Source organism: Tardiphaga sp. P4_G1 (assembly GCF_056401215.1).
In genome coordinates, this window is sequence record NZ_JBFUJU010000002.1 from 194,791 (window position 1) to 218,249 (window position 23,459).

The 23,459-nt window shown below is 57.5% G+C and carries 19 protein-coding genes; 5 read left to right on the top strand and 14 right to left on the bottom strand.

The window, feature by feature from the left end; all coding sequences use genetic code 11:
• Window positions 1–191: 191 nt before the first annotated feature.
• The 4 genes from AC1DUY_RS05045 to AC1DUY_RS05060 all read right to left on the bottom strand — a co-directional run bounded on the left by AC1DUY_RS05045 (window position 192) and on the right by AC1DUY_RS05060 (window position 5,695).
• Window positions 192–1,250 carry a maleylacetate reductase gene (locus AC1DUY_RS05045; RefSeq protein WP_478112717.1) on the bottom strand — a complete coding sequence of 353 codons (1,059 nt, stop codon included), beginning with the start codon at window positions 1,248–1,250 and terminating at the stop codon, window positions 192–194.
• Between the two features lie 132 nt (window positions 1,251–1,382).
• Complete coding sequence (gene mdlC / locus AC1DUY_RS05050; protein ID WP_478112719.1) at window positions 1,383–3,020, bottom strand: benzoylformate decarboxylase; 1,638 nt, start codon at window positions 3,018–3,020, stop codon at window positions 1,383–1,385.
• A 126-nt stretch (window positions 3,021–3,146) separates the two neighbouring features.
• Window positions 3,147–4,595 carry an aldehyde dehydrogenase gene (locus tag AC1DUY_RS05055; RefSeq protein WP_478113365.1) on the bottom strand — a complete coding sequence of 483 codons (1,449 nt, stop codon included), beginning with the start codon at window positions 4,593–4,595 and terminating at the stop codon, window positions 3,147–3,149.
• Window positions 4,596–5,104: 509 nt separating this feature from the next.
• Window positions 5,105–5,695, bottom strand: a complete 591-nt coding sequence (locus AC1DUY_RS05060) for a MarR family winged helix-turn-helix transcriptional regulator (RefSeq protein WP_478112721.1) — start codon at window positions 5,693–5,695, stop codon at window positions 5,105–5,107.
• A 47-nt stretch (window positions 5,696–5,742) separates the two neighbouring features.
• Between AC1DUY_RS05060 and AC1DUY_RS05065 the strand changes: the two genes are divergently transcribed.
• Window positions 5,743–7,458 carry an FAD-dependent oxidoreductase gene (locus AC1DUY_RS05065; protein WP_478112723.1) on the top strand — a complete coding sequence of 572 codons (1,716 nt, stop codon included), beginning with the start codon at window positions 5,743–5,745 and terminating at the stop codon, window positions 7,456–7,458.
• A gap of 64 nt (window positions 7,459–7,522) precedes the next feature.
• Here AC1DUY_RS05065 and AC1DUY_RS05070 read toward each other — a convergent pair whose 3' ends face one another.
• The 7 genes from AC1DUY_RS05070 to AC1DUY_RS05100 all read right to left on the bottom strand — a co-directional run bounded on the left by AC1DUY_RS05070 (window position 7,523) and on the right by AC1DUY_RS05100 (window position 14,814).
• Entirely contained in the window at window positions 7,523–7,792 is a 270-nt protein-coding gene (locus tag AC1DUY_RS05070) for a hypothetical protein (protein ID WP_478112725.1), read from the bottom strand.
• Between the two features lie 493 nt (window positions 7,793–8,285).
• Window positions 8,286–9,707 (bottom strand): amidase, encoded by a 1,422-nt coding sequence (locus tag AC1DUY_RS05075; RefSeq protein ID WP_478112727.1) that lies wholly within the window; start codon window positions 9,705–9,707, stop codon window positions 8,286–8,288.
• Window positions 9,708–10,031: 324 nt separating this feature from the next.
• Window positions 10,032–11,261, bottom strand: a complete 1,230-nt coding sequence (locus AC1DUY_RS05080) for an ABC transporter substrate-binding protein (protein ID WP_478112729.1) — start codon at window positions 11,259–11,261, stop codon at window positions 10,032–10,034.
• A gap of 135 nt (window positions 11,262–11,396) precedes the next feature.
• On the bottom strand, window positions 11,397–12,413 hold the full coding sequence (locus tag AC1DUY_RS05085) for a branched-chain amino acid ABC transporter permease (protein WP_478112731.1): 1,017 nt from the start codon (window positions 12,411–12,413) through the stop codon (window positions 11,397–11,399).
• A gap of 2 nt (window positions 12,414–12,415) precedes the next feature.
• Window positions 12,416–13,294, bottom strand: a complete 879-nt coding sequence (locus AC1DUY_RS05090) for a branched-chain amino acid ABC transporter permease (protein WP_478112733.1) — start codon at window positions 13,292–13,294, stop codon at window positions 12,416–12,418.
• 12 nt (window positions 13,295–13,306) lie between these two features.
• Complete coding sequence (locus AC1DUY_RS05095) at window positions 13,307–14,020, bottom strand: ABC transporter ATP-binding protein (protein WP_478112735.1); 714 nt, start codon at window positions 14,018–14,020, stop codon at window positions 13,307–13,309.
• Window positions 14,017–14,814, bottom strand: coding sequence for an ABC transporter ATP-binding protein (locus tag AC1DUY_RS05100; RefSeq protein WP_478112737.1), 798 nt, complete (start codon window positions 14,812–14,814; stop codon window positions 14,017–14,019). The genes AC1DUY_RS05095 and AC1DUY_RS05100 overlap by 4 nt, the downstream gene beginning before the upstream one ends.
• 507 nt (window positions 14,815–15,321) lie before the next feature.
• Here AC1DUY_RS05100 and AC1DUY_RS05105 point away from each other — a divergent pair.
• A complete protein-coding gene (locus tag AC1DUY_RS05105) occupies window positions 15,322–15,741 on the top strand; it encodes a DUF1348 family protein (RefSeq protein WP_478112739.1) in 420 nt (139 codons plus the stop codon).
• A gap of 165 nt (window positions 15,742–15,906) precedes the next feature.
• On the opposite strand, the gene pdxR is transcribed toward AC1DUY_RS05105, so the two are convergent.
• Both pdxR and AC1DUY_RS05115 read right to left on the bottom strand, forming a co-directional pair.
• The gene (gene pdxR / locus AC1DUY_RS05110; RefSeq protein ID WP_478112741.1) at window positions 15,907–17,439 is read right to left on the bottom strand and encodes a MocR-like pyridoxine biosynthesis transcription factor PdxR; all 1,533 of its coding nucleotides are present in this window, start codon (window positions 17,437–17,439) and stop codon (window positions 15,907–15,909) included.
• Window positions 17,440–17,831: 392 nt separating this feature from the next.
• The gene (locus AC1DUY_RS05115) at window positions 17,832–19,019 is read right to left on the bottom strand and encodes an ABC transporter substrate-binding protein (protein WP_478113367.1); all 1,188 of its coding nucleotides are present in this window, start codon (window positions 19,017–19,019) and stop codon (window positions 17,832–17,834) included.
• Between the two features lie 297 nt (window positions 19,020–19,316).
• Here AC1DUY_RS05115 and AC1DUY_RS05120 point away from each other — a divergent pair, with 297 nt between their 5' ends.
• Genes AC1DUY_RS05120 through AC1DUY_RS05130 form a run of 3 tightly spaced genes read left to right on the top strand, consistent with a single transcriptional unit; the run spans window position 19,317 to window position 21,491 of the window.
• On the top strand, window positions 19,317–19,535 hold the full coding sequence (locus AC1DUY_RS05120) for a rubredoxin (protein WP_477721066.1): 219 nt from the start codon (window positions 19,317–19,319) through the stop codon (window positions 19,533–19,535).
• A 52-nt stretch (window positions 19,536–19,587) separates the two neighbouring features.
• On the top strand, window positions 19,588–20,232 hold the full coding sequence (locus AC1DUY_RS05125; protein WP_478112744.1) for an FMN-binding negative transcriptional regulator: 645 nt from the start codon (window positions 19,588–19,590) through the stop codon (window positions 20,230–20,232).
• A gap of 20 nt (window positions 20,233–20,252) precedes the next feature.
• The gene (locus AC1DUY_RS05130; protein ID WP_478112746.1) at window positions 20,253–21,491 is read left to right on the top strand and encodes an NAD(P)/FAD-dependent oxidoreductase; all 1,239 of its coding nucleotides are present in this window, start codon (window positions 20,253–20,255) and stop codon (window positions 21,489–21,491) included.
• A 321-nt stretch (window positions 21,492–21,812) separates the two neighbouring features.
• Here the strand turns inward: AC1DUY_RS05130 and AC1DUY_RS05135 are convergent, their stop codons facing one another.
• Window positions 21,813–23,432, bottom strand: coding sequence for a GMC family oxidoreductase (locus tag AC1DUY_RS05135; protein ID WP_478112748.1), 1,620 nt, complete (start codon window positions 23,430–23,432; stop codon window positions 21,813–21,815).
• Window positions 23,433–23,459: the final 27 nt, after the last annotated feature.

Sequence of the window (23,459 nt, forward strand, 5' to 3'; positions counted from 1 at the left end):
CCTGTTAGGCTATCTAAAATCAGTGTCAGCATCCATTGATGCGCTAAACCTTGACGGAATAAACCAGAGCGTAGTCTGGCGACCCCAAGGGAATCGTTGCTGCAGTCCCGATCTCAAGCAATGTTCTTTTGGTAAACATTCGCATTTTCCCTTCTCATCCCTTGATCTAGTTTGAGCTGCCCTAGCGTCGCTTACTCCGGTCGTGCGCCCTCCCAAGCGCGTTGCAACAGCGCTCGCACAGCGTCACGTTCTACAGGGCGCGGGTTCCAGTATGGGTTCTTCACGGCGAGATCGGCAGCGCTATCCAACTGGGCCTGCTGCAGCCCCAAGTCTCTCAGCGCTAACGGTGCTCCTATCGACGTGGCGAAATCATAGAGACCGCCACCGACGGAACCTCCAAACAGATTAGCGAGCGGCTGCATCGCCTCCGCAGCGGCTTTGGCGTTGTAGGATGCCGAATGGGGCAACACGACCGCATGGGTTTCCGCATGAGACAGATCGAAGCTACCACCCAGCGTGTGGCAAAGCTTGTGATGCAGCGCCATGCCGACGGATCCAAGCACCGTTCCGCACAGCCATGCTCCGTAAAGCGCATTGCCACGCGCTTCCGCGTTCCGCGGATCGGCTACGATCAACGGCAGTGCATCGCGTAGCGCGCGCACCCCCTCGATTGCCATCATTGACGAGATCGGATTGCGGTCTTGCGCATAAACAGCCTCAACGGCATGTGCCATGGCATTCAGCCCGCTTGTCACGCTCATTCGCACAGGCAGGTTCAACGTCAGATTCGGATCGTAGATGACCACCTCGGGTAGGATCTTGGCGTCTCTTACCGTTGTTTTAATGCCATTCTCAGTTTGCCCGAGGATCGGAGTTACTTCAGAACCGGCGTAAGTTGTCGCAATCACGATCTGTGGCGCGTCGTTGCGATAGGCGATCGCTTTGCCAAGCCCAATAGTTGAACCACCGCCGAGCGCTACGATACAATCGGCTTCAGCGGCCTTATAAGCAGACACCGCCTTTTCAGTTACCGAAATCGGAGTGTGCATCGTAGCTTCAGCAAATACGCCCGCCGATAATCCGCCAAGCTGCCTGGCAAGCGCTTCTGCCTCCATTTTCTGAAATGGCGTGGAGAGGACCAGCGCATGGTGACAACCCTGCCCTCTGATCTCGTCAGCCACGCTGGCCAGGGCTCCCTGCCCGAAAAGAATGCGAGCAGGGTTGGTGTTATACAAAAACGACGAAATCATTTCACTATTTCCCGTCAAGCGAGGCGCGGCCGGAGCCGATTGAAGATGGAGGGGCGACATAGTCTGATGAACCTCCATCACCCCTGTTGTATGGACACCTCCACGAACCGCGAAGTAGCATTGCTGCCGGCATCAACGTGCATTCGGTACGCTGTAGATATCGGAAATCGTCGGATCGACGATAACCTCCAGCAATTTAGGTTCAGTCCCGGTCAGCGCGTCACGCAATGCGGTGTCCACATCGGCGGCCTCATGAATGCGGGACGCAGCGCAGCCGAAACCTTCTGCTATTCTGACAAAATCAATGCCGGGGAGATCGATCCCCGGCGGCCGATCGGCCCCGAGAATGCGGGAAAACGTGCGCATAGCTCCATATCCGGAATTGTTGAGCACGATGATGGTAACAGGCAGCTTGTGCTGGACCGCCGTCCAGAGCGCCTGAACGGAATACATCGTCGATCCGTCACCGATGAGACAAACAATTCGTCGGCCCTGGCGTGCAAAGGCGACCCCGACCGATGCGGGCAGACTGTAGCCAAGGCCGCCGCTCGCCATGGTATAGAAGCTGTCTGCGCCGGACATTGGCAGGTAACGCTGAATCGCCGGCCGGTGCGACGGCGCCTCCTCGACGACAATTGCCCCTTCCGGCAATGCTGCCGAAAGCCTGGATAGCAGGAATTCGGCGCGTAGGGGTTTGCCGTCAGCGGCCGGCACCGACGCGGTCTCCAGAACCTTCGATTGCCGCTCGGTCCGTTTCTTTGACGACACTTGCCCGAGCAGTGCCCGGATGGCGGACGGCAACGTTGAGAGAATGCTGGTGCCTGTCACCGCGATTGCGGCTTCGGTCGGGTCATCGGTAATCTGCCATAGCGGAGTGCCGGAGTGCAGGAAATCACAATGACCTTCGATATGGAATGTAAAGACCGGCGCGCCGAATACGACGACGAGATCATATTGCTCGAGGTTTTTCGACAATGGCTCCGGTGCTGCCTGCAGGAAGCCGGCGAACAACGGATGGCGCTCGGGGAAACTTGCGCGGCTGGACATCGGGCTCGCCCACACCACGGCGTTGGAGCGTTCAGCGAGTTCAATCATGAGATCGACCGCACCGCTGCGATCCACTGTCGGTCCCGCAACAAACGCGATATTGCTTGCTTGTTGAATCGCTTCTGCCAGCTTTTTAATGGCTGTCAGATCCGGCGCGACTTCAGGATATACATGGCGTGCGTTGAGAGTTGGCGTGGTCTTTGTCCAGTCGTCCGAAGGGACGGACACGAAGGTTGGACCGCGCGGATGCTGCATGGCGATGTAATAAGCCTGAGCTATACACGTCGGGACATCTTCAGCGCGCGCCGGTTCAACACTCCACTTCACATAGGGCCGCGGAAACATTGTAGCCTGCTCGGCATACAGATACGGCTGATAGGGAAGAATGCTGCGCGACTGTTGCCCGGCAGTTATGACCAGCGGCGTCTTGTTGCGAAAGGATGTGAAAAGGTTGCCCAGAGCGTGGCCCATGCCCGCTGCGGAATGCAGGTTGACGAAGGCCGCATTACCGGTCGCTTGCGCATAACCATCAGCCATGCCGACGGCCGACGCCTCCTGGAGCGCCAGAACATATTCGATGTCATCGGGCCAGTCGTGCAGGAATGTCAGTTCCGTCGAGCCAGGGTTGCCGAACACCTTTGAGATCCCGAACGCGCGAAGCAGGTCAAGCGTAACTTCCCGCACCGTCTTGTTCGATTTCCCCGCACCTTGAGAATCTGGCATCGCGTTCCCTACTCTTCTTTCTTCGTGTCGACTAAAAACGGTGACAATGGTGCAAGAGCCTTCGGCGTCGAATGCCGAGATACGCGATTTGGCAACCGCGTATCTGGTGATCAGCGAATGGACCCGTTAAAAGGGATAGTGCTGGGGACCGGTCTCGATCGTAATCCAGCGAAGATCAGTGAACTCATCGACACCGGCCTTGCCGCCAAAGCGGCCATAGCCGGAGCCTTTGACGCCGCCGAAGGGCATCTGCGCTTCGTCATGGACGGTCGGCCCGTTGATGTGACAGATGCCGGTTTCTATACGGGCGGCAATCGTAAGGGCCCGCGCCACATCCTTGCTGAAGACGGCGGCCGAAAGCCCGTATTCGGTATCGTTCGCCACCTTGATCGCTTCCTCGACGCCGCTGACGCGGATCACCGAGACGGACGGGCCAAAACTCTCCTCTACGAAGATGCGCATTTTCGGCGTCACGCGATCGAGCACCGTAGCGGGAAGAATTGTGCCTTCCCGCTCGCCGCCTGCGACCTTCACGGCACCATCGGCGACTGCTTCGGCAATGAGAGCTTCGGCATGCTTGGCGGCGTTGACGCTGATCATGGAGCCGACAACGACGCGTTTGGTGCGCGGATCGCCCGATGGTAGCGAACTCGCTTTCGACGCAAGTTTTCGGACGAATTCGTCCGCAACGGAGTTATCGACGATTACGCGCTCAGTGGACATGCAGACCTGTCCTTGATTGATGAAAGCGCCGAACGCAACGGCATTGACCGCGGCGTCGAGATCCGCATCGTCCAGCACGATCAACGGCGCTTTGCCACCCAGTTCGAGAAGGACCGGCTTCAGGTGCTGTGCGGCCGTCGTTGCAATCACGCGACCGACGCGGGTCGAGCCCGTGAAATTGATCCGCTTGACAGCAGGCGCAGCAATCAGTGCGCCGACCACGGCGGCGGCGTCTGCGGGCGCGTTGCTGATGACGTTGACCGTTCCGGCGGGAAAACCGGCGTCCCGGAATACGTCACCGATCAAGCGATGTGTCCCGGGACAAAGTTCTGAGGCCTTCAGCACCACCGTATTGCCGCAGGCAAGCGGCATAGCGACAGCTCGGACGCCCAGGATGATGGGCGCGTTCCACGGCGCAATGCCAACACAGACGCCTGCGGCTTGACGCACAGCCATCGAGACGCATCCGGGCTTGTCCGACGGAATCACTTCGCCGCCAATTTGAGTGGTCATGGCCGCAGCTTCACGAATAATCCCAGCCGCCAGCTTGACGTTGAATTGCGCCCAGACTTCGGTTGTACCGATTTCGTTGATCATTGTTTCGACAAAGGCGCCGCGCTTTTCTTCGAATTTATCGGCAGCCTTGAGCAGCATTTCCCTTCTGGCGGATGGACCGATCGCGGCCCATGCCGGAAATGCTGCCGAAGCAGCATCAACCGCAGCTTGGGCATCCGCCACAGTAGCAGCGGCGGCATTAGTTACGGGTTTTCCCGAAAGGGGGTTGTTACAGGGAAAGGTCTTACCGTCGCTTGCATTTGTATCGCGATCGCCGATGAGCAGTCTAACGTCCATCTTATTCCTCCGTTGATGTTTTCTTGGTTGCCACCCGGTTGACCGCGTGACTGCACTGAGCGTTTTAAACAATCGATCTTCCGCCTCCCCATTGAAGCGGCTGCTTCTCGAAACTCGATGGCGATACCCCAGCTCCGTATGTGACGAAGCATCACCGGCGGCCGCGGTGGACGGGAATTCCCTTTAGATCTGCAATTTAAATATCGATCCTGTTCGATGCCGCTGGCCACCACGTAACCGTTACTGACCAATCAACGCAGCACTCGACAGGTAGCCTGACTAGTATTTGACAGGAAACCTGACTAGTTTGTCAAGAGTTGGGCCGCGGCATCTAAGCGACAAATGTCTCGGCCTACCGTCGGCGCGCCGCTTCGGAAGCTTAGGGGAAGCAGCACGGCCCGCAGGCGCAGGCCTATTAACGCGCGACAAATTCGCTCAAGAGACAGCCCTCGCCGCCGTTGCCCCTATCTCAGGCGCCTGTGGATCAGGGCTTATACGTGCACGACCTACTAGTCCCCTGGGCGCAAAGCGTCGTGCTTGGCGCCGTATTTTGCCAACCCAGCCCTGATGCTTTCGAGCTTGTGTTGGCCGATTTCGTCGCTCATTTCCAACTCAGCCTGATCAACCGCTCTCCTGAACTCGTCGAGCCATTCGAGACCGGCCTTGGTGAACCGGACCGTGCGCGCGCGACCGTCCTCCGGGTCGGGCACACGCTCGACGAGCCCCATGAGAACACACTGATCCACAAGCTCGCCCATGGCCTGTTTAGTCATCGCGGACCGTTTCGCCAATTCGGTGACCCGGGTGCCGGGTCGATCAAGGTTTCGAGTCAAATTGACGTGGGAAATGCGGGTATCTCTATAACCGGCGTCCTTCATGAGTTCGAGCACGCGGGCCTCAAAGCGTCGAATCGCACTGTTCATCAGACGACCGACGTTGTCGTGGCGCCAACTATCAACATCGCCGGGCGACTTGGTCACCCGCACCTTGACCGAAACTTGTTTCGTTGAAGTAAGACGCGCCGGCGCGCGCCGGGGGAGCTTTGCGACTTCTTTTTTGATGCCCACGTCGTTCAGCCTTTCAATGACAATCTGAAACAACTTCTAGTGCCCGCGTTCTCTTCAGACAAGAACTTGACAAGATAGTCATGCTACCTTCCTATATTGCCGATCGTGAGGAGATGGGCATGCCCGCAGAATGTTGTTCGGTATTGATTGTTGGAGGTGGGCCGTGTGGCTTGATGCTTGCGAATGAGTTGGGTAGGCGGGGGATAGATGCGATCCTGGTGGATGCCAAGCCCACAACGGCCTTCAACCCACAAGCCAATGCGACCCAGGCTCGAACGATGGAGCACTTCCGCAGATTAGGATTTGCCGATGAGATTCGTGCCCTGGGAATGCCTCCGGAATTCCCAACCGACATTGCCTACTTCACAAGGTATGCAGGGCACGAACTTGCTCGATTTAAACTGCCTTCAGCCAATGAGGCTCGTGCTCAGGTAAGTGGCCTATCTGGTTCGTGGAGTGCGGCTGAATTGCCCCACCGCGTGTCACAGAAGTATGTTGAGGCGACACTTCGTACACATGCGGAGAAGTTGCCCGGTATCTCTGTCAACTATAGTTGGAAACTTGTATCGTTCCATGATGCAGGTGGTCACGTGGATGCCGTGATCGAAAGCATTGCGGACGGACAGCGTAAAGAGGTGACAGCGAAGTATCTCGTTGGTGCCGACGGTCCGCGAAGCATGGTGCGCGATCAACTCGGATTTTCCTATCAGGGCGAAACTGGCGTTATCCGCGACTTCATGGGCGGCCAGATGTACGCGATCTATCTGCGCGCCGTCGAATTCTATAATCTGGTTCCGCACCCGCCGGCGTGGATGAACGTCACCTTCAATGCCGATCGTCGCGCGTTCATGACTGCTGTCGATGGTAAGGGCGAGTTTGCCTTCCACACGCAACTGCGCGCCCATGAGCATCCCGACACCATCACCGACGCCGATGCACTGGCGATGTTCCGGGCCGCTGTCGGCGCGCCGGTGCAGGCCGAGATTCTGTCACGCGGAAGCTGGACCGCCGGACACGCGCTTGTGGCCGATCACTTTCAAAAAGGACGCGTTTTCCTCGGGGGGGATGCCGTTCACCTGTTCACGCCGACCGGTGGGCTCGGCTACAACACGGCTATTGAAGACGCTGTCAATCTTGGATGGAAGCTCGCTGCAACATTGAAAGGTCAAGGTGGCCCTGATTTGCTTGCGAGCTACGAGGTCGAGCGACGTCCGCTGGCGCTCCGCAACACGGGCTATGCCCGCAGATTTGCGGATTCCCTGGGGCTATTTTTGCCGGTCGCGGAAATCGAGGATATTGGGCCTGAAGGAGCCAAGGCGCGTGAGATCGCGGGTGCTCATCTTGAAGCTCACGCCCGAGCTGAGTTCAATATCCCCGGTGTGACCTTTGGCGGGCGCTATGACGGCTCGACCATTGTGGTCGCCGATGGCACCAAGCCGCCACCAGACACGGCGAACCTTTACGTAGCAACGGCTTGCCCAGGCGGTCGTGCACCGCACATCTGGCTGGATCAAAACAAGTCGCTGTTCGATATCTTCGGCTTTGAATGGACGCTGTTGCGTATGGGACATGACAATGCCAAGAGCTCCACGCTGATCAGCGCCGCGAGGGCTTCAGGTATCACGCTCGAAGTAGTGGATATCGCCGAACAGGCTGTGCGCGATCTATACGAAGCGGACTTCGTGCTGGTCCGGCCGGACCAGATCGTTGCCTGGCGCGGAGATTCTTTTCCAGATCCGACCTGGCTGCTCTCGACAGTCACCGGCCATGCTGTCGATATGACAGCGATCGCTTGAGAACGCTGAGGCACGCCCCCCTCCAACAGGGCCACGCCCCCCCCCCCCCCGCGCGCTACGAGTGCTAGAGAGCCGGGCGCAGAGCCGACGCGTTAGACCGAACGAGACCCACGGTTGTTGATACGGTCTCCACTGTCGCAATCATGACGGAATAGTCGCTGTCCGGCCAGTAGACCCACTTGCCGTCCCGCACGACGTACACGTTGGCGGTGACGATGTTCTGCCGGTGATCGTCGAAGTTGATCTCGCCGATAAGCGCCTTGTGGCCCTTGGTCCTGTTGACCTCCGCTTTGACCTTCTTGCGGTCGGCCCCAACCTTCTCGACCGCATCCATCACCAGACTCGCAGCCGAATAAGCGAACGGTCCGCATGCAGGATCCTCGCGAGAGGAAGGCCTGCCCCTGCGCATATTTGCTGAGTGGCGCGCCGGTGTGGAACGAGACCATGCCCTCGCCCGCGGCGTTGCGGCGCGGCGGATCAGTATTGGGTGACGCCCGCGACGATCGAATTGTCCGAAGCCGCCTTAGTCGCCACATGAATACCGACATTGGGCTTGCATTCGTCATCGAACGTCACGAGCTCGTAGCGTATTTTGCAGACGGACTTGCATTGCGCTGCTGCACAGCGAGCGTCGCCGAATTGCGGCCGCCGACGCCCGATGCCGAAGATCCTCCGCGAAAGCGGGCATGCTATCGCCACCGAGCCCGAGCCGGTCCGGCATCTGCTTCTCGGTGTTAAACTTGAGCAACGCGACCGAGTGGACTACGGCATGTGCGAGTTTGCCGTAGGGCAGCGCGAGGAAGAATGCCATCACTATTCCGGGATCGCTATACGCCCAAAGCATCAAGCCGTTTGAACTGCTTGAGGCTTTCGAACGCACGGGCTGCGCGTAGGACCATCTCGTCAGCCCTCAACGGCCCAACAATCTGGAGCCCGACAGGCAACCCGTCCGACGTGAGGCCACAAGGAAGCGAGATCGCTGGAGACCCAGTAATGTTGAAAAGGTAGGTGAAGGGACTCCACTCCGTCCAACTCGTACCCCAAGAGTCGAAACCAGCAAAGCCCGACGGCGGCACGTTCATCCCAATCGGCATTGCTGGAACCGCCACTTGAGGCGTCAACAGCAGATCATATTCAGAGAACAGATTGTTGAGTTGGTTTGACACAGCGTATCGCTGACGTGTCAGCGCTTCGACTACGTCGGCACCCGTCACTCCAGCTCCAGCTTTGGCCGCTTGAGCGAAACCGGGGTCGCATTTCAACCGCGCATCCGCAGGATATTGTCTCATGATCAGTGCTGCGCCTGCCGTCCAGACAGTTTGAAACATGTCGATTGGATCCCTGAAGCAAGGATCCACTTCCTCGACGATTGCGCCGAGATCCACAAACGAATGGGCTGCCGCCTTGGTAAGCCGAGCCACCTCTGGATCGACGCGTTCAGCAAATCCCAGCGTCGGGGACCACGCCACACGCATGCCCTCTATCCCTCCTACCGCTCCCTGGTTGAACTCGAACATGGGAAGGTTCCAGGCCGTTAGGTCTCTACCGTCTGGCTGCCCGATAATTGACAGCATACGAGCGGCGTCGGAGACGGAGCGGGTCAATGGACCAAGGTGGGCAAGCGCTCCCATTGGAGACGAAGGGAACGATGGCACGCGGCCATATGACGGCTTGAAGCCCACAACACCATTGAAACTTGCCGGTATTCGGATCGACCCTCCTCCATCGGTTCCAAGATGAAAGACCCCCAATCCTAAGGCGGCCGCCACACCTGCTCCAGATGACGATCCACCGCTGGTGCGTGAGAGCTTCCAAGGATTGCGTGTAATGCCAGTAAGGGGACTATCACCGACCGCCTTCCACGCAAATTCCGGCATCGTTGTCTTGCCGAGAAGAACGCAGCCCGATTCCTTCAGGCGAGAAACTGCTGGAGCGTCGAAATCAAGCGGCTCCAAACCAGTGATGCACGAGCCGGAGCGAGTGGGAAACCCCTTCCAAGCGATGTTGTCTTTGATCGTGGCAGGAATTCCGTCGCCAGGTCCCAACGGCTCGCCCGATAGCCAACGACGCTCCGATTTTCTTGCCGCCTTGAACGCGCCTTCACGATCTTGGATTACAAACGCATTGACTTCAGGCTGAAATCGATCGATGCGCGCGATGCAAGCGTTGACCACTTCGACAGGAGAAAGGGTGCGCGTCTTATAAGCTATGAGGAGCTCGGTGCCTGAAAGAGACGTAGGATCACACATTGACGACTCGCAATGAAGAACTTTCAAGCGTTGCCGCTTCCGAAGAGTGCTCAGCTCTTGCTAAGAACGACCGGCGTGCCATTTGACGAGAAACGCGCAAGCGAGAACCTGCACCTGAGAAACGACCTTCATAGATGCGAATTCTAGTCCGCCCTGCTCTGATACTTTTCATTGACCCTCTCTTGATGAACTAGCGTGACCCGACGGTCGACATTGCTTTGAGGGACTCGGACGCGGCGAACGTGAGCAGCCGCGGAACAAGGACAGTGCAACCATATTCCCCCGCAGACCGCACTGCGGGGGACGACGAGATCTGGATTAAGATTAGCCGCCGATATCGCCTGAGATAATATCGCCGAATAACTCCCACCGCTCGCCTTTAAACTGCATCAACTGCAGTTGGCTAATGGGGACGAAATCGGTTGACGAAGTGTCGATCGTGATGCCGGGCAGCAGCACCTCCGTGCGATAATTCTTTAGGTTGGCAGCCTGCTTCATGACGTTGGCACGGGTTAGGTCGTTGCCGCATTGCTTGAGCACCTGCACCAGTGTTTGCGCGATTCCATAGCCGTACAAAGTGTAATAGTCGAGTTTGTCGCCGTCGGGGAAATCCTTGGCCATGAAATCCAGAAACTCTTTCATGCCAGCATCTTCCTTCCACTGCGGGTCTGATACATCCTTGAGATAGGCCGCGGAGACGACATTCTGCGAATTGTCGAAGCCGGCTGGCTTCATGACGCTTCCCACAGAGATCGACACATTGTTGAGAATGTGTAGGGGCTTCCAGCCGATCTCACCGACTTTTTTGATCGCCTGTGCCGCGAATTTTGGTGTCGCAATGTTGATAAGCACATCAGCACCGGTAGACTTCAGCTTAACCAGGTGGTTGTCGATCGAAGGTTCACTGGTCTCGTAGCTTTCCTCCGCAATGATCATCGACGCCGCCAAGGCGCCCAACCCATCTTTCAAGCCCTTGAGATAGTCCTTGCCGTAATCATCATTTTGATAAAGCACGGCGATTTTGCCGTTGGGTTTCTCCTTGAGGAGATATTTGGCGTAGATGCGAGATTCGCTCTGATAGTTAGGTTGCCAGCCCATCGTCCAGGGGAAGTTCTTCGCATCGGCCCACTTCGTGGCGCCGGTCGCGACGAAAAGCTGTGGCACCTTCTTCGAGTTCATATATTTGTGAATCGCCGAGTTCGGTGGAGTGCCCAGCGCACTGTATATAAAGAGAACTTCATCGCTTTCGACGAGCTTGCGTGCCTGCTCCACCGTCTTAGGTGGACTGTAAGCATCATCGTAGCTAATGAAGTTGATCTTGCGACCGTTAATGCCGCCCGAGGCATTGATCTTCTTGAAATAAGCGGCTTCTGCCTTGCCTATCGTGCCATAGGCCGAAGCCGGACCACTATACGGCATGATGTTGCCAATCCTGATCTCCGTGTCTGTTGCGCCAGGATCGTATATGGTCTGTGCCTGCGTCGGGATCGACGTAGCAACGCTGAGCAGGAGGGCAATCGAAAGATTTACCCATCTCCAATCGAAAGAAGTCATGCCTTTTCTCCTCTGGTTGTTATGTCTAATTCTTGTCTATTAGGGGTGCCTTCTGGGCTCTCCAACGAGAGCCAAGAAGCTCCAAATTTTGCAATCGATCGCTGGTACTCTGTCTAAGCCAGTTGTTTTCTCCCGTCATTTCTCAGCTCCATGGATCATGCGTTGGCTGACGATCGCGACTTGTCTTGCGCCATGCGGCACGAGGTAAATGACGAGGAACAGGAGCACGCCGAAGACGGCGCCGGAGAGCCCCTTCGAGATGCTCTCGGCCATGTTCGGCACGAAGATGATGAAGGCCGCGCCAATAAACGAGCCGGGCAGCCAGCCGACGCCGCCGACGACCATGCCGAGGAACAGCGAGATCGCCAGCGTGACGGTGTAGCTGTCGGGCGCGACGAACTGCACCGCGATGGCGCCGAGCGAGCCGGCAATGCCGGTGATCGCCGCAGAGACGCCGAATGCCAGCGTCTTGTAGAGCGCGACGTTAACGCCCATCGAGGAGGCCGCGATTTCGTTGTCACGGATCGCCATGAACGCGCGGCCCGAGCGCGACCGCAACAGGTTCGCCGATAGGAGATAGATCGCAATGACAATGGCGAACGTGAAGTAGTACAGCCACATGTCCTGCGACATCGGCAGGCCGAACGGCGCATCCGGCTTGGTAACGACGAGGCCTTGCACCCCGCCGGTCCAATGCTCAAGGAAATTCAGCTTCAACAGCTGCGGCATGGCGGTCGCGAGCGCAAATGTCGCGAGCGCCAGATACACGCCGGAGAGCCGCAGCGCCGGCTGACCGAATACGAAGCCAAATCCGAAACAGACTACGCCGGCAATCGGTAGCGTCAGCGCGTAATTGACGTTGAAGTGCTCCATCAGCACTGCCGTCGTGTAGGCGCCCACTGCGTAGAAGGCACTTTGGCCCAGCGAGAACTGACCTGAACCGCCGGTTAGGATGTTCAGTGCCAGCACCGCAAGCCCGTAGATTAGGAGCATCGTCATCTGGAAGATGAAGAAGTTCTTGACGAAGACGGGTGCGATCAGCAGCGTAGCCAGCACCACCAGCGAGGTGCCGGTGCTCAGCGTCATGGCTCGCTTCGGCAACGCCTCGACCGCTACCCGGCCTTGTGCGAGGACTTCAACTGCTGTGCTCATAATCAGACTCGCTTGACGATGTGCCGGCCGAACAGACCAGCGGGTTTGACGACCAGGACGGAAATGATCAGCGCGAGGGCGATCGGGAGCTTCAACTCGTTACCGATGCCGGGAATGTAAGTTCCGGCGAGATTTTCGAATACGCCGACGAGAAAACCGCCGACGACGGCACCCAACGGACTAGCCAGGCCGCCGAGCACCGCCGCGGCGAAGCCGTAGATCAGGACGCCGCCCATCATGTTGGGCTCGAGAAATACGACGGGGCCGATCAGCATGCCCGCGATGGAGCCGATCGACGAGGCCATGCCCCAGCCCAGCGCGATCATCCACGAGGTGTTGATGCCGACCAACCGAGCAGATTCAGGCATGGATGCGGCCGCGCGCATCGCGAGACCGATACGCGTGTACTGGAAGAAGAAGTAGAGGCCGATCAGCAGCAGCACCGTGACACCAATCATGCTGGCCTGGTGGGTCGAGATTAGCTGGCTGCCCAAAAACGGCGAAGAGCCGAACGGCGTCGGATACTGCTTGATGGTGAAGTCCCAAATCAGGCCGGCCGCGGAATTGATGATCGCGAACAGTGCGATGAAGCCAGCGACGTTGGTCAGTACCGGCGCTTTCACGAGAGGCTTGAACAGAACCCGCTCAATCGCGATGGCGGCGACGAAGGAGAAGGCCAGCGTGATGGTAAAAGCCGCCCAGTAAGAGAGGCCCCACTGCATGAGCTGCCAGGAGATGAAGGTCGAGAACATCGCCATCTCGCCCTGCGCGAAGTTGAGATGGTCGATCGCCTGGTAGATCATGACCACCGCGAGCGCCATGCACGCGTAGATCGCGCCCGTGGCGATGCCAGCCAGCACTTGATTGGTGAACAGCTCCATCGTACCGGCTCCTCAGTAACCCAGATAGGATTTGCGGATTTCTTCGTTGTTCGCGATGTCCTCGGCATTGCCTGACATCACGATGCGTCCGGTCTCAACCACATAGGCCTGGTCAGCAAGCTCGAGCGCAAGCTGCGCGTTTTGCTCGACCACCAGGATCGATACCTTGTCCTCACGGTTGATCTTGCCGAGGATGCCGAACAGGTCACGCACGATCAGCGGGGCGAGGCCGAAGGATGGCTCGTCCAGCAGCATCAGGCGCGGTCGCAGCATCAGGGCGCGCGCCACTGCAAGCATCTGCTGCTCACCGCCGGAGAGCGTGCCGGCCTGCTGGGTGTGGCGCTGCTTAAGCACCGGGAAATGTGCATACATGCGCTCGATGTCGGAGATAATGCCGGCACCGTCCTTGCGGGTGATCGCGCCGAGTTGAAGGTTCTCCTCCACCGTCATGGTGGTGAAGGTGCCGCGGCCCTGCGGCACATGGGCGATACCCAGCCGCACGATGCTCTCAGTGGAGCGGTCGTTAAGCGGCTTACCGTCGAACTCTATACCTCCAGTCGAGCGCACCATGTTGCAGATCGCACGCAGGGTTGTGGTCTTCCCGGCGCCGTTGGCTCCGAGCAGAGTCGTGAGCGAGCCCTCGTTGAGCGAGAAGGACAGGCCGTGGAGCGCCTGGACTTGGCCGTAATAGGCGCGCAGGTCTTGGACGTTGAGCAGCGTCCTCATTGGTCCTTGCTCCCGAGATAGGCCTTGATGACGTCGGGATCCGCCTGCACCTGCGCGGGCGTGCCTTCCGCAAGCTTCTTCCCGAAATTCAACGCGACGACGTGGTCGGCGATCGACATCACGAGGCCCATGTGGTGCTCGACCAGCAGCACGGTCATGTGGCGCTCATCACGGATGCGGCGGATGAGGTCGCCCAGAATGTAGACTTCCTCGTGATTGAGCCCGCCCGCGGGCTCGTCGAGCAGCAGGATCTTCGGATCGGCCGCCAGCGCGCGCGCCAGCTCGACACGCTTCTGCGTCCCAAAGGGCAGACCGGACACGACAGTGTGGGCAACATCCTCGAGCTCAAGATAGGCTAGGATCTCGTGCACCTTGTCATTGACGCTGGTTTCGCTGCGTCGGACCCAGGCGAGCCTCAGGGAGTCACTAATGATGTCGCTGGAGGTCTTCGAATGGGCGCCGACACGGACGTTGTCCATCACCGAGAGGTTCGGAAACAGCGCCACGTTCTGGAAGGTGCGGCCGATACCTATTTCGGCGATTCGGTGCGGCGGGCGCGACAGGATGCTCACGCCTTCCATCAGGATGTCACCCGACGACGGCTGATATAGCCGGGACAGGCAGTTGAAGAGCGTCGTCTTGCCGGCGCCGTTGGGGCCGATCAAGCCGAGGATTTGGCCCTTGTGCATGGCAAAGGAAACGCCGTTGAGTGCGATGATGCCGCCGAACGCGACGCTGACATCGCGAACTGCGAGCAAGGACGATGCCCCCCGCTCAAGCTGTGCCTGCGTCATTTCTCGGGCACACCGCTGAGAGGGCGGTAGGAACGCACGAAGCGCCCTCTGCGATGACAAACGCTAACTAATCCCCTTGGCCTCACGTGCACCCCGCTTTTGCCTATTGTCTTTTGATCACAACACTTGCCATGTGACTCCATACCGCATGAAACATGCTGTAATGGTCGTGCCGCCAACAGCGGCTGCGTCACCGGTCTGTCATGTCAAATTCCTGGCCCTCTCACGTTGCGCCAACAAGGTCCAGTTTCACGCAGAATCCAATCGACAAGATTTCAAACTGGTCCAGTGCATCCTTTCGACCCAGCGCCTGCCTGCAAATCCAGCAGTTCGCCGCCGTCGACGTTCAATCACTTGGTTCTATTGAAAGTCACCAATCTGGCTCTGTACACGCCGCAACCTAACCTGAGATGTCGCACAGGGTTTGTTGCAGACCCGGGGAGAACAGCGCACCACGGCGCAAACCGGTTCGCGATCTCCCCCACCCTAACGTGGAGGAAGTACACAATGACGACTTCACTCAAGCATCCGCCGCTTACCAAAGTAACCGTCGAAGAAGGCCAGAAATGGCTAAATGTACTCGTCGAACTTTGGAATGCGGATCCGCGGGACATCGCTGCGATGGCGAGTTTCGCTACGAGCGATTGCGAGACGCATTACGGCGATATGCCGATTCTCCGCTCTCGTGCGGAAATGGAAAGGATGCTGGAGAAGCGCTTTTCGGAGTTCACATCTTACCGTCTCAAGAAGACGGTCCGGATGGCCTCCGAGAACATGCTGGCGGTGGATCTGGATATCAGATGGTCCGGCACAGCCTCGAACGGTGAGATGCGGCGCTCTCGAGCGTTGGAATTTTTGACATTCCGTGACGGGTACGCCTGCAAATGGGAGCTGGTTTCCTGCTTGGCTCCGCCGGATCTGCCGTAATCTCCTGCTCGCCCTGTTCCGGAGCTTCGAAAGCAAAACGTACTCAGGCCCAACTCTACTAAAGGGACGGGGGCACATTTGCCCCCGTGTTACCCATCGTTTTGCAAACCGCCGCTCCGATGACGGAAATCGATGCGAGGTAAGAATTGGTCTGCTTGAGCCATCCTACCTCGCCGCTTCCAGGCTCGTCGGTTTCGACAGCTCAGAACCCCGCACCGCGCCGACGGTAGTTTCGAGGAGAGCACGTAGTCGGATCACCGCGGCCCTCAGTTCCGGAACCGAGAATCCTCCGAAGCCGAGCATCAAGCCGCAGCGCGGTGGAGTGTCGTGATACATTGGTGAGATCGGCCGAACGACCAAGCCGTTTTTCTCGGCTCGGTCAGAGAGCTCAACGTCGTCAAACCCGGGTGGCAGCCAGAGAACAAGATGCATCCCTTGATCGCTGGATTGAAGAGTGATCCAAGCCGATAGCTCTTCCTCTATTGCGGTAATCAGGGCAGTGCGTCGTTCGGCATAAGCGCTCCGTATGCGGCGGATATGCGCCTCGAAGTGGCCCTCACGCATATACTGCGCAAGTACATACTGATCGGCTGCAGGAGAATGACGATCGATCAGAGCTCTTGCGCCTGCGAACGCATCGACGAGTGACGTCGGAACGATGGCATACCCTAAGCGCATCGAAGAAAATAGAACTTTGCTCATCGTCCCGATGTAGACGACACGGGCCGGATCCAATCCTTGAAGAGATGGAAAAGGATGGCCGGCATATCGGAGCTCGCTGTCGTAATCGTCTTCGACGATCCAGGCGTTGTTCTGTCGCGCCCATGAAAGCAACGCAGTGCGACGCGCCATACTCATTGGCATTCCCAGCGGGTATTGATGCGAAGGAGTGACGAAAGCGACGCGTGCACCAGGACAACGACTGAGCCCTTCCTGAACGTCAATTCCCTGCGCGTCGACCTGAATTCGATGTGTGTTCACATCGAAATCACCGAGCACCGCTATTATTCCTGGGTACGCTGGATCCTCGGCCCAGACCGCGTCGCCTGGCGAGAGAAGCACGGTCGCGGCCAGAAACAATCCCTGTTGTGTGCCTGCAGTGATCACGACCTGGCCGGGATCGCATTTGACAGCGCGTGCCTTGCGAACGTAGTCGGCTATAGCGACCCTCAACTCAAACAACCCTTGAGAATCGATGTACCCCGAAGGTGCAGCAACGCGCATGGCGCGCACGCAATTTCCGAGACGTCTCCATTTGTCGTTGGGCGCAACTGCGCCTGCGGGATGGGCAATGGCGAAGGGCGCCCCCCCTTGCGGACGAAGAGTTCGCGCTACCTCTGCGAGGCGCGCTACGTTTGCGGGCAATCCGGGACCGATCAGCGAAGATTCCGTCGGAGATTGCATCTGGCCGACGAACTCACTCGGGACATTGACGTTTGCGACAACTGTGCCGCCTCTTGCCCGGGCTTCCAGATAACCCTCTGCATGCAATTGATGAAACGCCTCGATGACGGTGCCTCGCGCGAGATGTAGTGACGTTGCCAGCGCCCGTGTCGACGGCAAACGCTCGCCGGGTTTCAACTCCCCTTTTGAAATAGCTTCACGAAGTGCTTGCGTGAGCTGTTGTCCCACTCGGCCCGCTGTTTTGTCCAGCGAACCGAGCGAGGGGATTGAAATGATGCTGCGTCGTCGTGCCATTCGAAATACTGGCCTAATGATCCGGAACAATCCTGAAGCAAACAATAGGCCAAATACAGTGAGGAACGCTTCCTTCCCGATCAGGGACTCGAGTAATATTCTACCTCATGATCGGACAGTGACCTGGCGAATGATCTCGCTAAATCTGAAGAGAGACCGACCGCGCTTCCGCCATCTGCTTCAAAGCGACCATCGGCTGAACCTTTTGTTCGTGTCGCGCCGGGCGGCCTGCTCTTTATAAGCAAGCCACCCGACAGCAATTGGCGGCGCCGGCGCCCATGGCGAGAATTGGCGTCCCGTTCTCTGACCGAAATGCATTCATTATGCATGGTTAGGACTCCGCTAAGGGCCTACCAAGTAATCTCTCTTCAATATCTCGTGGGTAACTCTTATCATCGCGTGTAGGGACACCCGCTTTGTGCAGCCGTCGGATAAGCTTTTGCACCGGGCACGGTCGCAAGCAATTTATAGTAGTCAAACGGCCGTTTGGATTCTTCGGGACTTTTGACTTCAAACAAGTACAGATCATGCACCATCCGTCCGTTGGCTAGCATTTTCCCTCCGGAATAGACGTCATCATCGACGGACATTTCTTTCAGCTTTTGCGAGACCTTTTCAGGATCCTTCGTTCCCGCGGCTTGCACAGCCTTCAAGTATTGTAAGGTCGCGGAATATACGCCAGCATGCACCATGCTCGGCATGCGGCCCATGCGTTTGAAGAAACGTTCTCCAAACCGCCTCGACCGGTCATCCCTATCCCAATAATAGGATTCCGTCAGAACCAATCCCTGCGCTGCCTTCAAGCCTAACCCGTGCACCTCGGCAAGCGTGAACAATAAGCCTGCGAGCTTCTGCCCCCCTTGCACGACCCCGAACTCTGATGCTTGCTTGATTGCATTTATGGTGTCTAGTCCAGCGTTGGCGAGCCCGACCACGCTAGCACGAGAACTTTGCGCTTGCAGGAGAAAGGAGGCAAAGTCCGACGTGTTCATCGGATGACGCACCGATCCCAGCACTTTGCCTCCGAACGTCTTGATAATCTCGGTGGTGTCCTGTTCGAGAGAGTGACCGAACGCGTAATCTGCCGTGACGAAATACCAGGTCTTAGATCCCGCTTCCGTCATCGCTCCGCCGGTCCCAAGCGCAAGTGCATGGGTATCAAAACTCCAGTGGAAGCCGTTGGAGTGGCACGCATCTCCGGTCAAACGGGACGTAGCCGCACCAACCACGATGTCGATCTTCTTCATCTGTTTTGCGAGTTCATGGACCGCAAGCGCAACCGACGATCCGTTCAGATCAGTGATCATATCTACACCATCGACCTCGTACCATCGGCGCGCGATGCTGGTTGCTACATCAGCGCGATTCTGATGGTCTGCAGACACCAGGTCGATTTTGCCACCGAGAACATTGGCCCCGAAGTCCTCTATGGCCATCTTGGCAGCTTCCACTGACCACTTGCCTGCATAGTCTGCATATAAGCCGGACTGATCATTCAACACGCCAATTTTGACTTGCGCCCAGCAGGGCGAGCAAAGTAACACCCCGGTCAAAACGCACAACGCTCTCGTTAAATTCATCGATATCCCCCGTAGTTTCATGCGGCGGATAAAGTCTCGGTGCGGCTTGCCGCCTGAAGTAGTTCCAGAATGCTTGATCTTTATTGGACCAGATGAGAGTTCAGGGGCATCTAATGCAGCTATCAGCTCACTGAGCTGGCGAAACGGTTGCTCGTCACCGCCATTGCCTAGCGATTGCATCGCAGCCTGCGGCATCTGGTCTACTCCGATGGTTCTAAACTGGTTCTTTAACCAGCCAGCACTCAAGCTAAGTATGCCCTACCGGGTTCATTGGTCTAACCGGCTTCGGAGTTATTCGTGAGTATTCAAGCGCCCGTAGGGGATCCCACGCCAAGCAATGCAGAGCCGCCATACAAATCATGGCTCTGCGTTATATGCGGCCTGATCTACAATGAGAGCGAAGGCTGGCCCGCCGATGGTATCCTGCCCGGCACGCGGTGGGACGAAGTCCCTGAAGATTGGGTTTGCCCCGATTGCGGCACTGGCAAAAGCGATTTCGAGATGATCGAGATCTAAACACCGGAATTCGCATGCGCCGGGTGTTGCATGCACAGCCTTGAGGTTAGCTATGTACGTCCCGCCCCACTTTGAAGAGTCCCGATCTGAGCAACTTTTCCATCTGATCGAGAACAATGCACTCGGCACGCTAATCACCCACGGAAAGAGCGGACTGGATGCCAATCACATTCCGTTCGAGCTCGACAAAAGTAACTCTGCTCTAGGCATTTTGCACAGTCATGTCGCGCGCGCGAACCCCGTCTGGCAAGACATTGCGGATGGAGACGAAGTTCTCGTAACCTTCCGCGCTGGAGATTCTTACATTTCTCCGCAGTGGTATCCGAGCAAGCACGAATTCCACAAGCAAGTACCGAGCTGGAATTACATGGTCGCCCACGCTTATGGTCGCGTAACAATACGCGATGATGAACGTTACGTGCGCGGTAATGTTGCGCGGCTCACACGTCGGCACGAAGCATCTCAGCCGACGCCCTGGAAAATGACAGACGCGCCGAAGGATTATCTCGACATGATGTTGAAAGCGATCGTTGGGATCGAGATCGAGATCACCCGCCTCATTGGAAAATCGAAATTAAGTCAGAACAAGGAGGTCCGGGACATTCGCACTGCTGGCCAGGCGCTAAGTGATAAGGGAGAGCACGTCATCGGCGAGGCCATGCTGGCTGCCGCTGTTGTGAAGGAAGCCAGCAACTAAGGCTGGACACGGAGATAACTTTGAACGATGCCAACTTCGTAATCGTCGGCGCTGGTCACAGCGGACTTAAAGCGGCAGTAGCTTTGCGTAAGCAGGGTTGGACCGGACGAATCTCGTTGATCGGAGAGGAATCCTATCTACCTTACGATCGTCCGCCGCTCTCTAAGGCCGTGTTACTTGGACAGCGAACAGCGGAGCAATGCACGTTCTTTCCGCTGTCCTGGTTCACGGAAAACTCCATCGATTTGGCTTTTAACGATCCTGCGGTCGAGCTTGATCGATCCCGGAAATCCGTATCTGTCGCGAGTGGCAAAGCTATCTCTTACAGTAAACTGCTGTTTGCAACGGGGTCCGCGATCAGACCTCTCGTAGTGCCTGGTGCAACCTTGTCTGGGGTGTTTCCACTTCGTGCCCCGCACGATGCAGAAGCGATAGAAGGGCTGCTGCGACCCGGACGGACGGTCGCGATCATCGGTGCGGGCGTGATTGGGCTGGAGGTGGCTGCAGCCGCCATTGAGCGCGGATGCCGGGTACGCGTGCTTGAGGCAGCGCCGGTTGCTATGGCCCGATCTCTCCCTTCCATTATTTCGGAAGCCGTCATAGCCGAACACAGAGCGCGCGGCGTCGATATCGACTTTGGCGTTTCGGTTGCCGCACTCGATGGACGTCATTCCGTCTCTGCCGTCGTTCTCACCAACGGGCAAACGATTGAATGCGATATGGTCGTGTTCGGTGTTGGCGTTACGCCGCGAACTGAACTTGCCGAGGCGGCGGGCCTAAGCGTCTCGAATGGCATCCTCACGAACGGCTATCTGCAAACGGACGATGAGGCGATATTCGCGTGCGGGGACGTATGTCGGTATAGCAGCGCTCTATTTGGCAACCATATTCGGCTGGAAAATTGGAGAAACGCCGAGGATCAATCCGGCGTGGCGGCCGGCAATATGCTGGGGAAAAGCAAAACCTTCGACGAGGTACCGTGGTTTTGGAGTAACCAGTACGCATCTGCTCTGCAAGTTTTCGGCTTGCCCACCAGCGCTTCAACGACCACAATCCATCAGATGGGAAGCTCTAAGCTCTTCCTATCGTTCGGCACGGATGGCACACTTCTCGGTGTAAGTGGCTTTGGTCATGTTAAAGACATTGCGATGCCGCTGCGCAAGCTAAAGGTTGCGATCGCTCATCGCTACATTGCGGACGACATCAACTCGATTGATCCCGACGCTTTGCTGAGCAGGCTCTTAAGTGTCGCTCCGTAAGTAGCTCGGACGACAGCGCATCATCGACAACTGGGAGGTCAAGGTAAGGTATTCTTGATGATCTTACCGCCCTTTACGATCAGCGGAAGATGCGCTCCTTGATCTGTTAAAGGAGAGATATCCCGGATCGGGTCACCGTCCATCGCAATCATGTCTGCGAAGGATCCGGACTTGATCGCGCCGATCTTGCTTCATTGCGCCCCTATTGCTTCCGTTCTTTAGGCGCACCCGCGAAGTGGCTTTTGTGGAGGAAGACTAACGCCCATTCGGCGCAGCCGAATGGGTGTTTTCCTCCTAAGCCCAAATGGAGCAGCTCGCGTCTCAGCGAGCGTCGTCTAGGATCATGCTCGCGCCCTTCGTAGCGATCATCGCGGTCGGCGTGTTTGTGTTGCCGGAAGTAATGGTCGGCATGATCGATGCGTCAACAATGCGCAGGCCGTCCAGTCCGATGAGGCGCAATCGGGCATCGACCACAGCGCGATTATCGTCCACGCGTCCCATCCGTGCGGTGCCAACAGGATGGAAGATTGTTGTCCCGATATCGCCAGCGGCCATCGCAAGCGCGTTGGCATCATCGCCAACCGAGGGCCCTGGCAGATGTTCGACAGGATTAAATGCCGACAAGGCGCGCTGGCGCATCAAGCGCCGAGTAACGCGGATTGCATCGACCGCGACCAAACGATCTTCTTCAGTCGACAGATATTCGGGTGCGATGACCGGTGCTTCGCCGATGGCGGCCGACCTAATTCGGATAACGCCGCGCGATGTCGGCCGAAGATTGCATGCAGCAACCGTGATGGCCGGAAACCTGTGCAAGGGATCGCCAAATTTATCCAGGGAAAGCGGTTGAACATGAAACTGAATATTTGCTCTCTCCTGTCCCGGATCTGAGCGCGTGAAGATCCCGAGTTGCGACGGCGCCATCGTCAGGGGCCCCTTGCGACGAAGCAAGTAGTCGACCCCCATGAAGCCACGCCGGAGAAGCGAGTGATAGGTTTCGTTCAATGTGCGCGTGCCGCTCACGCGATAGATCGCTCGCTGCTGCAGATGATCCTGGAGATTGCGACCGACCCCTTGGCGATCGATAACCATCGGAATGCCGAGCGGTGCGAGCCATTCACTTGGGCCAACTCCTGAACGATGCAGCACTTGGACAGAGCCCACGGCTCCAGCGCTCAGGATCGTCTCGCGGCGCGCTCGCGCTTCGAAGAGTGTGCCATCCTTTTCGTACCGCACACCCTCAACCCGGCCGTTCCTGATGATTAAACGATCAATTTGGGCGTGGGTCTCCAGGCGCAGATTGGGGCGGCGAAGCGCAGGCTTTAGAAAACCTCGCGCCGACGACCAGCGCAGCCCTCGCTTTTGGTTGACGTGAAAATAGCCCACGCCTTCGTTGCAACCAGTGTTGAAATCCGCTGTGCGCGGTACTCCCATCTCGGTGGCTGCCGCGGCAACGGCATCAAGGACACCCCACGAAATGCGTGGAGCCTCAATTCGCCAACCGCCGCCGACGCCATGATGCTCACTTTCGCCGAGAAAGTGATCCTCAAGCTTGCGAAAATGCGGCAGCACATCGTCATAGCTCCAGCCGGGGAGATCTAATTGGCGCCAATGATCATAGTCTTCCGCCTGTCCGCGCATGGAAATCATCGCGTTAATAGCTGACGATCCACCGATAACCTTGCCGCGCGGATAGGCGAGCGAGCGGCCGTTGAGCCCCGCCTGCGGCTCGGTGCGGAACATCCAGTCGGACCGTGGATTGCCGATCGCGAACAAATAACCGACGGGAATATGAAACCAAATCCAGTTGTCACGCCCCCCAGCTTCGAGAACGAGGACCCGATTAGCAGGATTTTCAGACAAACGATTGGCAACAATGCATCCAGCCGTTCCTGCACCAACGACGATGTAGTCGTAATCGCCGTCCAATTGCGCTGTCATCATTTATCTCCCTTTGGCGATCGTTCC

Excerpts from the sequence above, each read along its gene's own strand:
- AC1DUY_RS05045 (WP_478112717.1), bottom strand. The coding sequence starts at position 1,250 with ATGATTTCGTCGTTTTTGTATAACACCAACCCTGCTCGCATTCTTTTC.
- mdlC (WP_478112719.1), bottom strand. The coding sequence starts at position 3,020 with ATGCCAGATTCTCAAGGTGCGGGGAAATCGAACAAGACGGTGCGGGAA.
- AC1DUY_RS05055 (WP_478113365.1), bottom strand. The coding sequence starts at position 4,595 with ATGGACGTTAGACTGCTCATCGGCGATCGCGATACAAATGCAAGCGAC.
- AC1DUY_RS05065 (WP_478112723.1), top strand. The coding sequence starts at position 5,743 with ATGCTACCTTCCTATATTGCCGATCGTGAGGAGATGGGCATGCCCGCA.
- AC1DUY_RS05070 (WP_478112725.1), bottom strand. The coding sequence starts at position 7,792 with ATGGATGCGGTCGAGAAGGTTGGGGCCGACCGCAAGAAGGTCAAAGCG.
- AC1DUY_RS05075 (WP_478112727.1), bottom strand. The coding sequence starts at position 9,707 with ATGTGTGATCCTACGTCTCTTTCAGGCACCGAGCTCCTCATAGCTTAT.
- AC1DUY_RS05080 (WP_478112729.1), bottom strand. The coding sequence starts at position 11,261 with ATGACTTCTTTCGATTGGAGATGGGTAAATCTTTCGATTGCCCTCCTG.
- AC1DUY_RS05085 (WP_478112731.1), bottom strand. The coding sequence starts at position 12,413 with ATGAGCACAGCAGTTGAAGTCCTCGCACAAGGCCGGGTAGCGGTCGAG.
- AC1DUY_RS05090 (WP_478112733.1), bottom strand. The coding sequence starts at position 13,294 with ATGGAGCTGTTCACCAATCAAGTGCTGGCTGGCATCGCCACGGGCGCG.
- AC1DUY_RS05095 (WP_478112735.1), bottom strand. The coding sequence starts at position 14,020 with ATGAGGACGCTGCTCAACGTCCAAGACCTGCGCGCCTATTACGGCCAA.
- AC1DUY_RS05100 (WP_478112737.1), bottom strand. The coding sequence starts at position 14,814 with ATGACGCAGGCACAGCTTGAGCGGGGGGCATCGTCCTTGCTCGCAGTT.
- AC1DUY_RS05105 (WP_478112739.1), top strand. The coding sequence starts at position 15,322 with ATGACGACTTCACTCAAGCATCCGCCGCTTACCAAAGTAACCGTCGAA.
- pdxR (WP_478112741.1), bottom strand. The coding sequence starts at position 17,439 with ATGGCACGACGACGCAGCATCATTTCAATCCCCTCGCTCGGTTCGCTG.
- AC1DUY_RS05115 (WP_478113367.1), bottom strand. The coding sequence starts at position 19,019 with ATGAATTTAACGAGAGCGTTGTGCGTTTTGACCGGGGTGTTACTTTGC.
- AC1DUY_RS05125 (WP_478112744.1), top strand. The coding sequence starts at position 19,588 with ATGTACGTCCCGCCCCACTTTGAAGAGTCCCGATCTGAGCAACTTTTC.
- AC1DUY_RS05135 (WP_478112748.1), bottom strand. The coding sequence starts at position 23,432 with ATGACAGCGCAATTGGACGGCGATTACGACTACATCGTCGTTGGTGCA.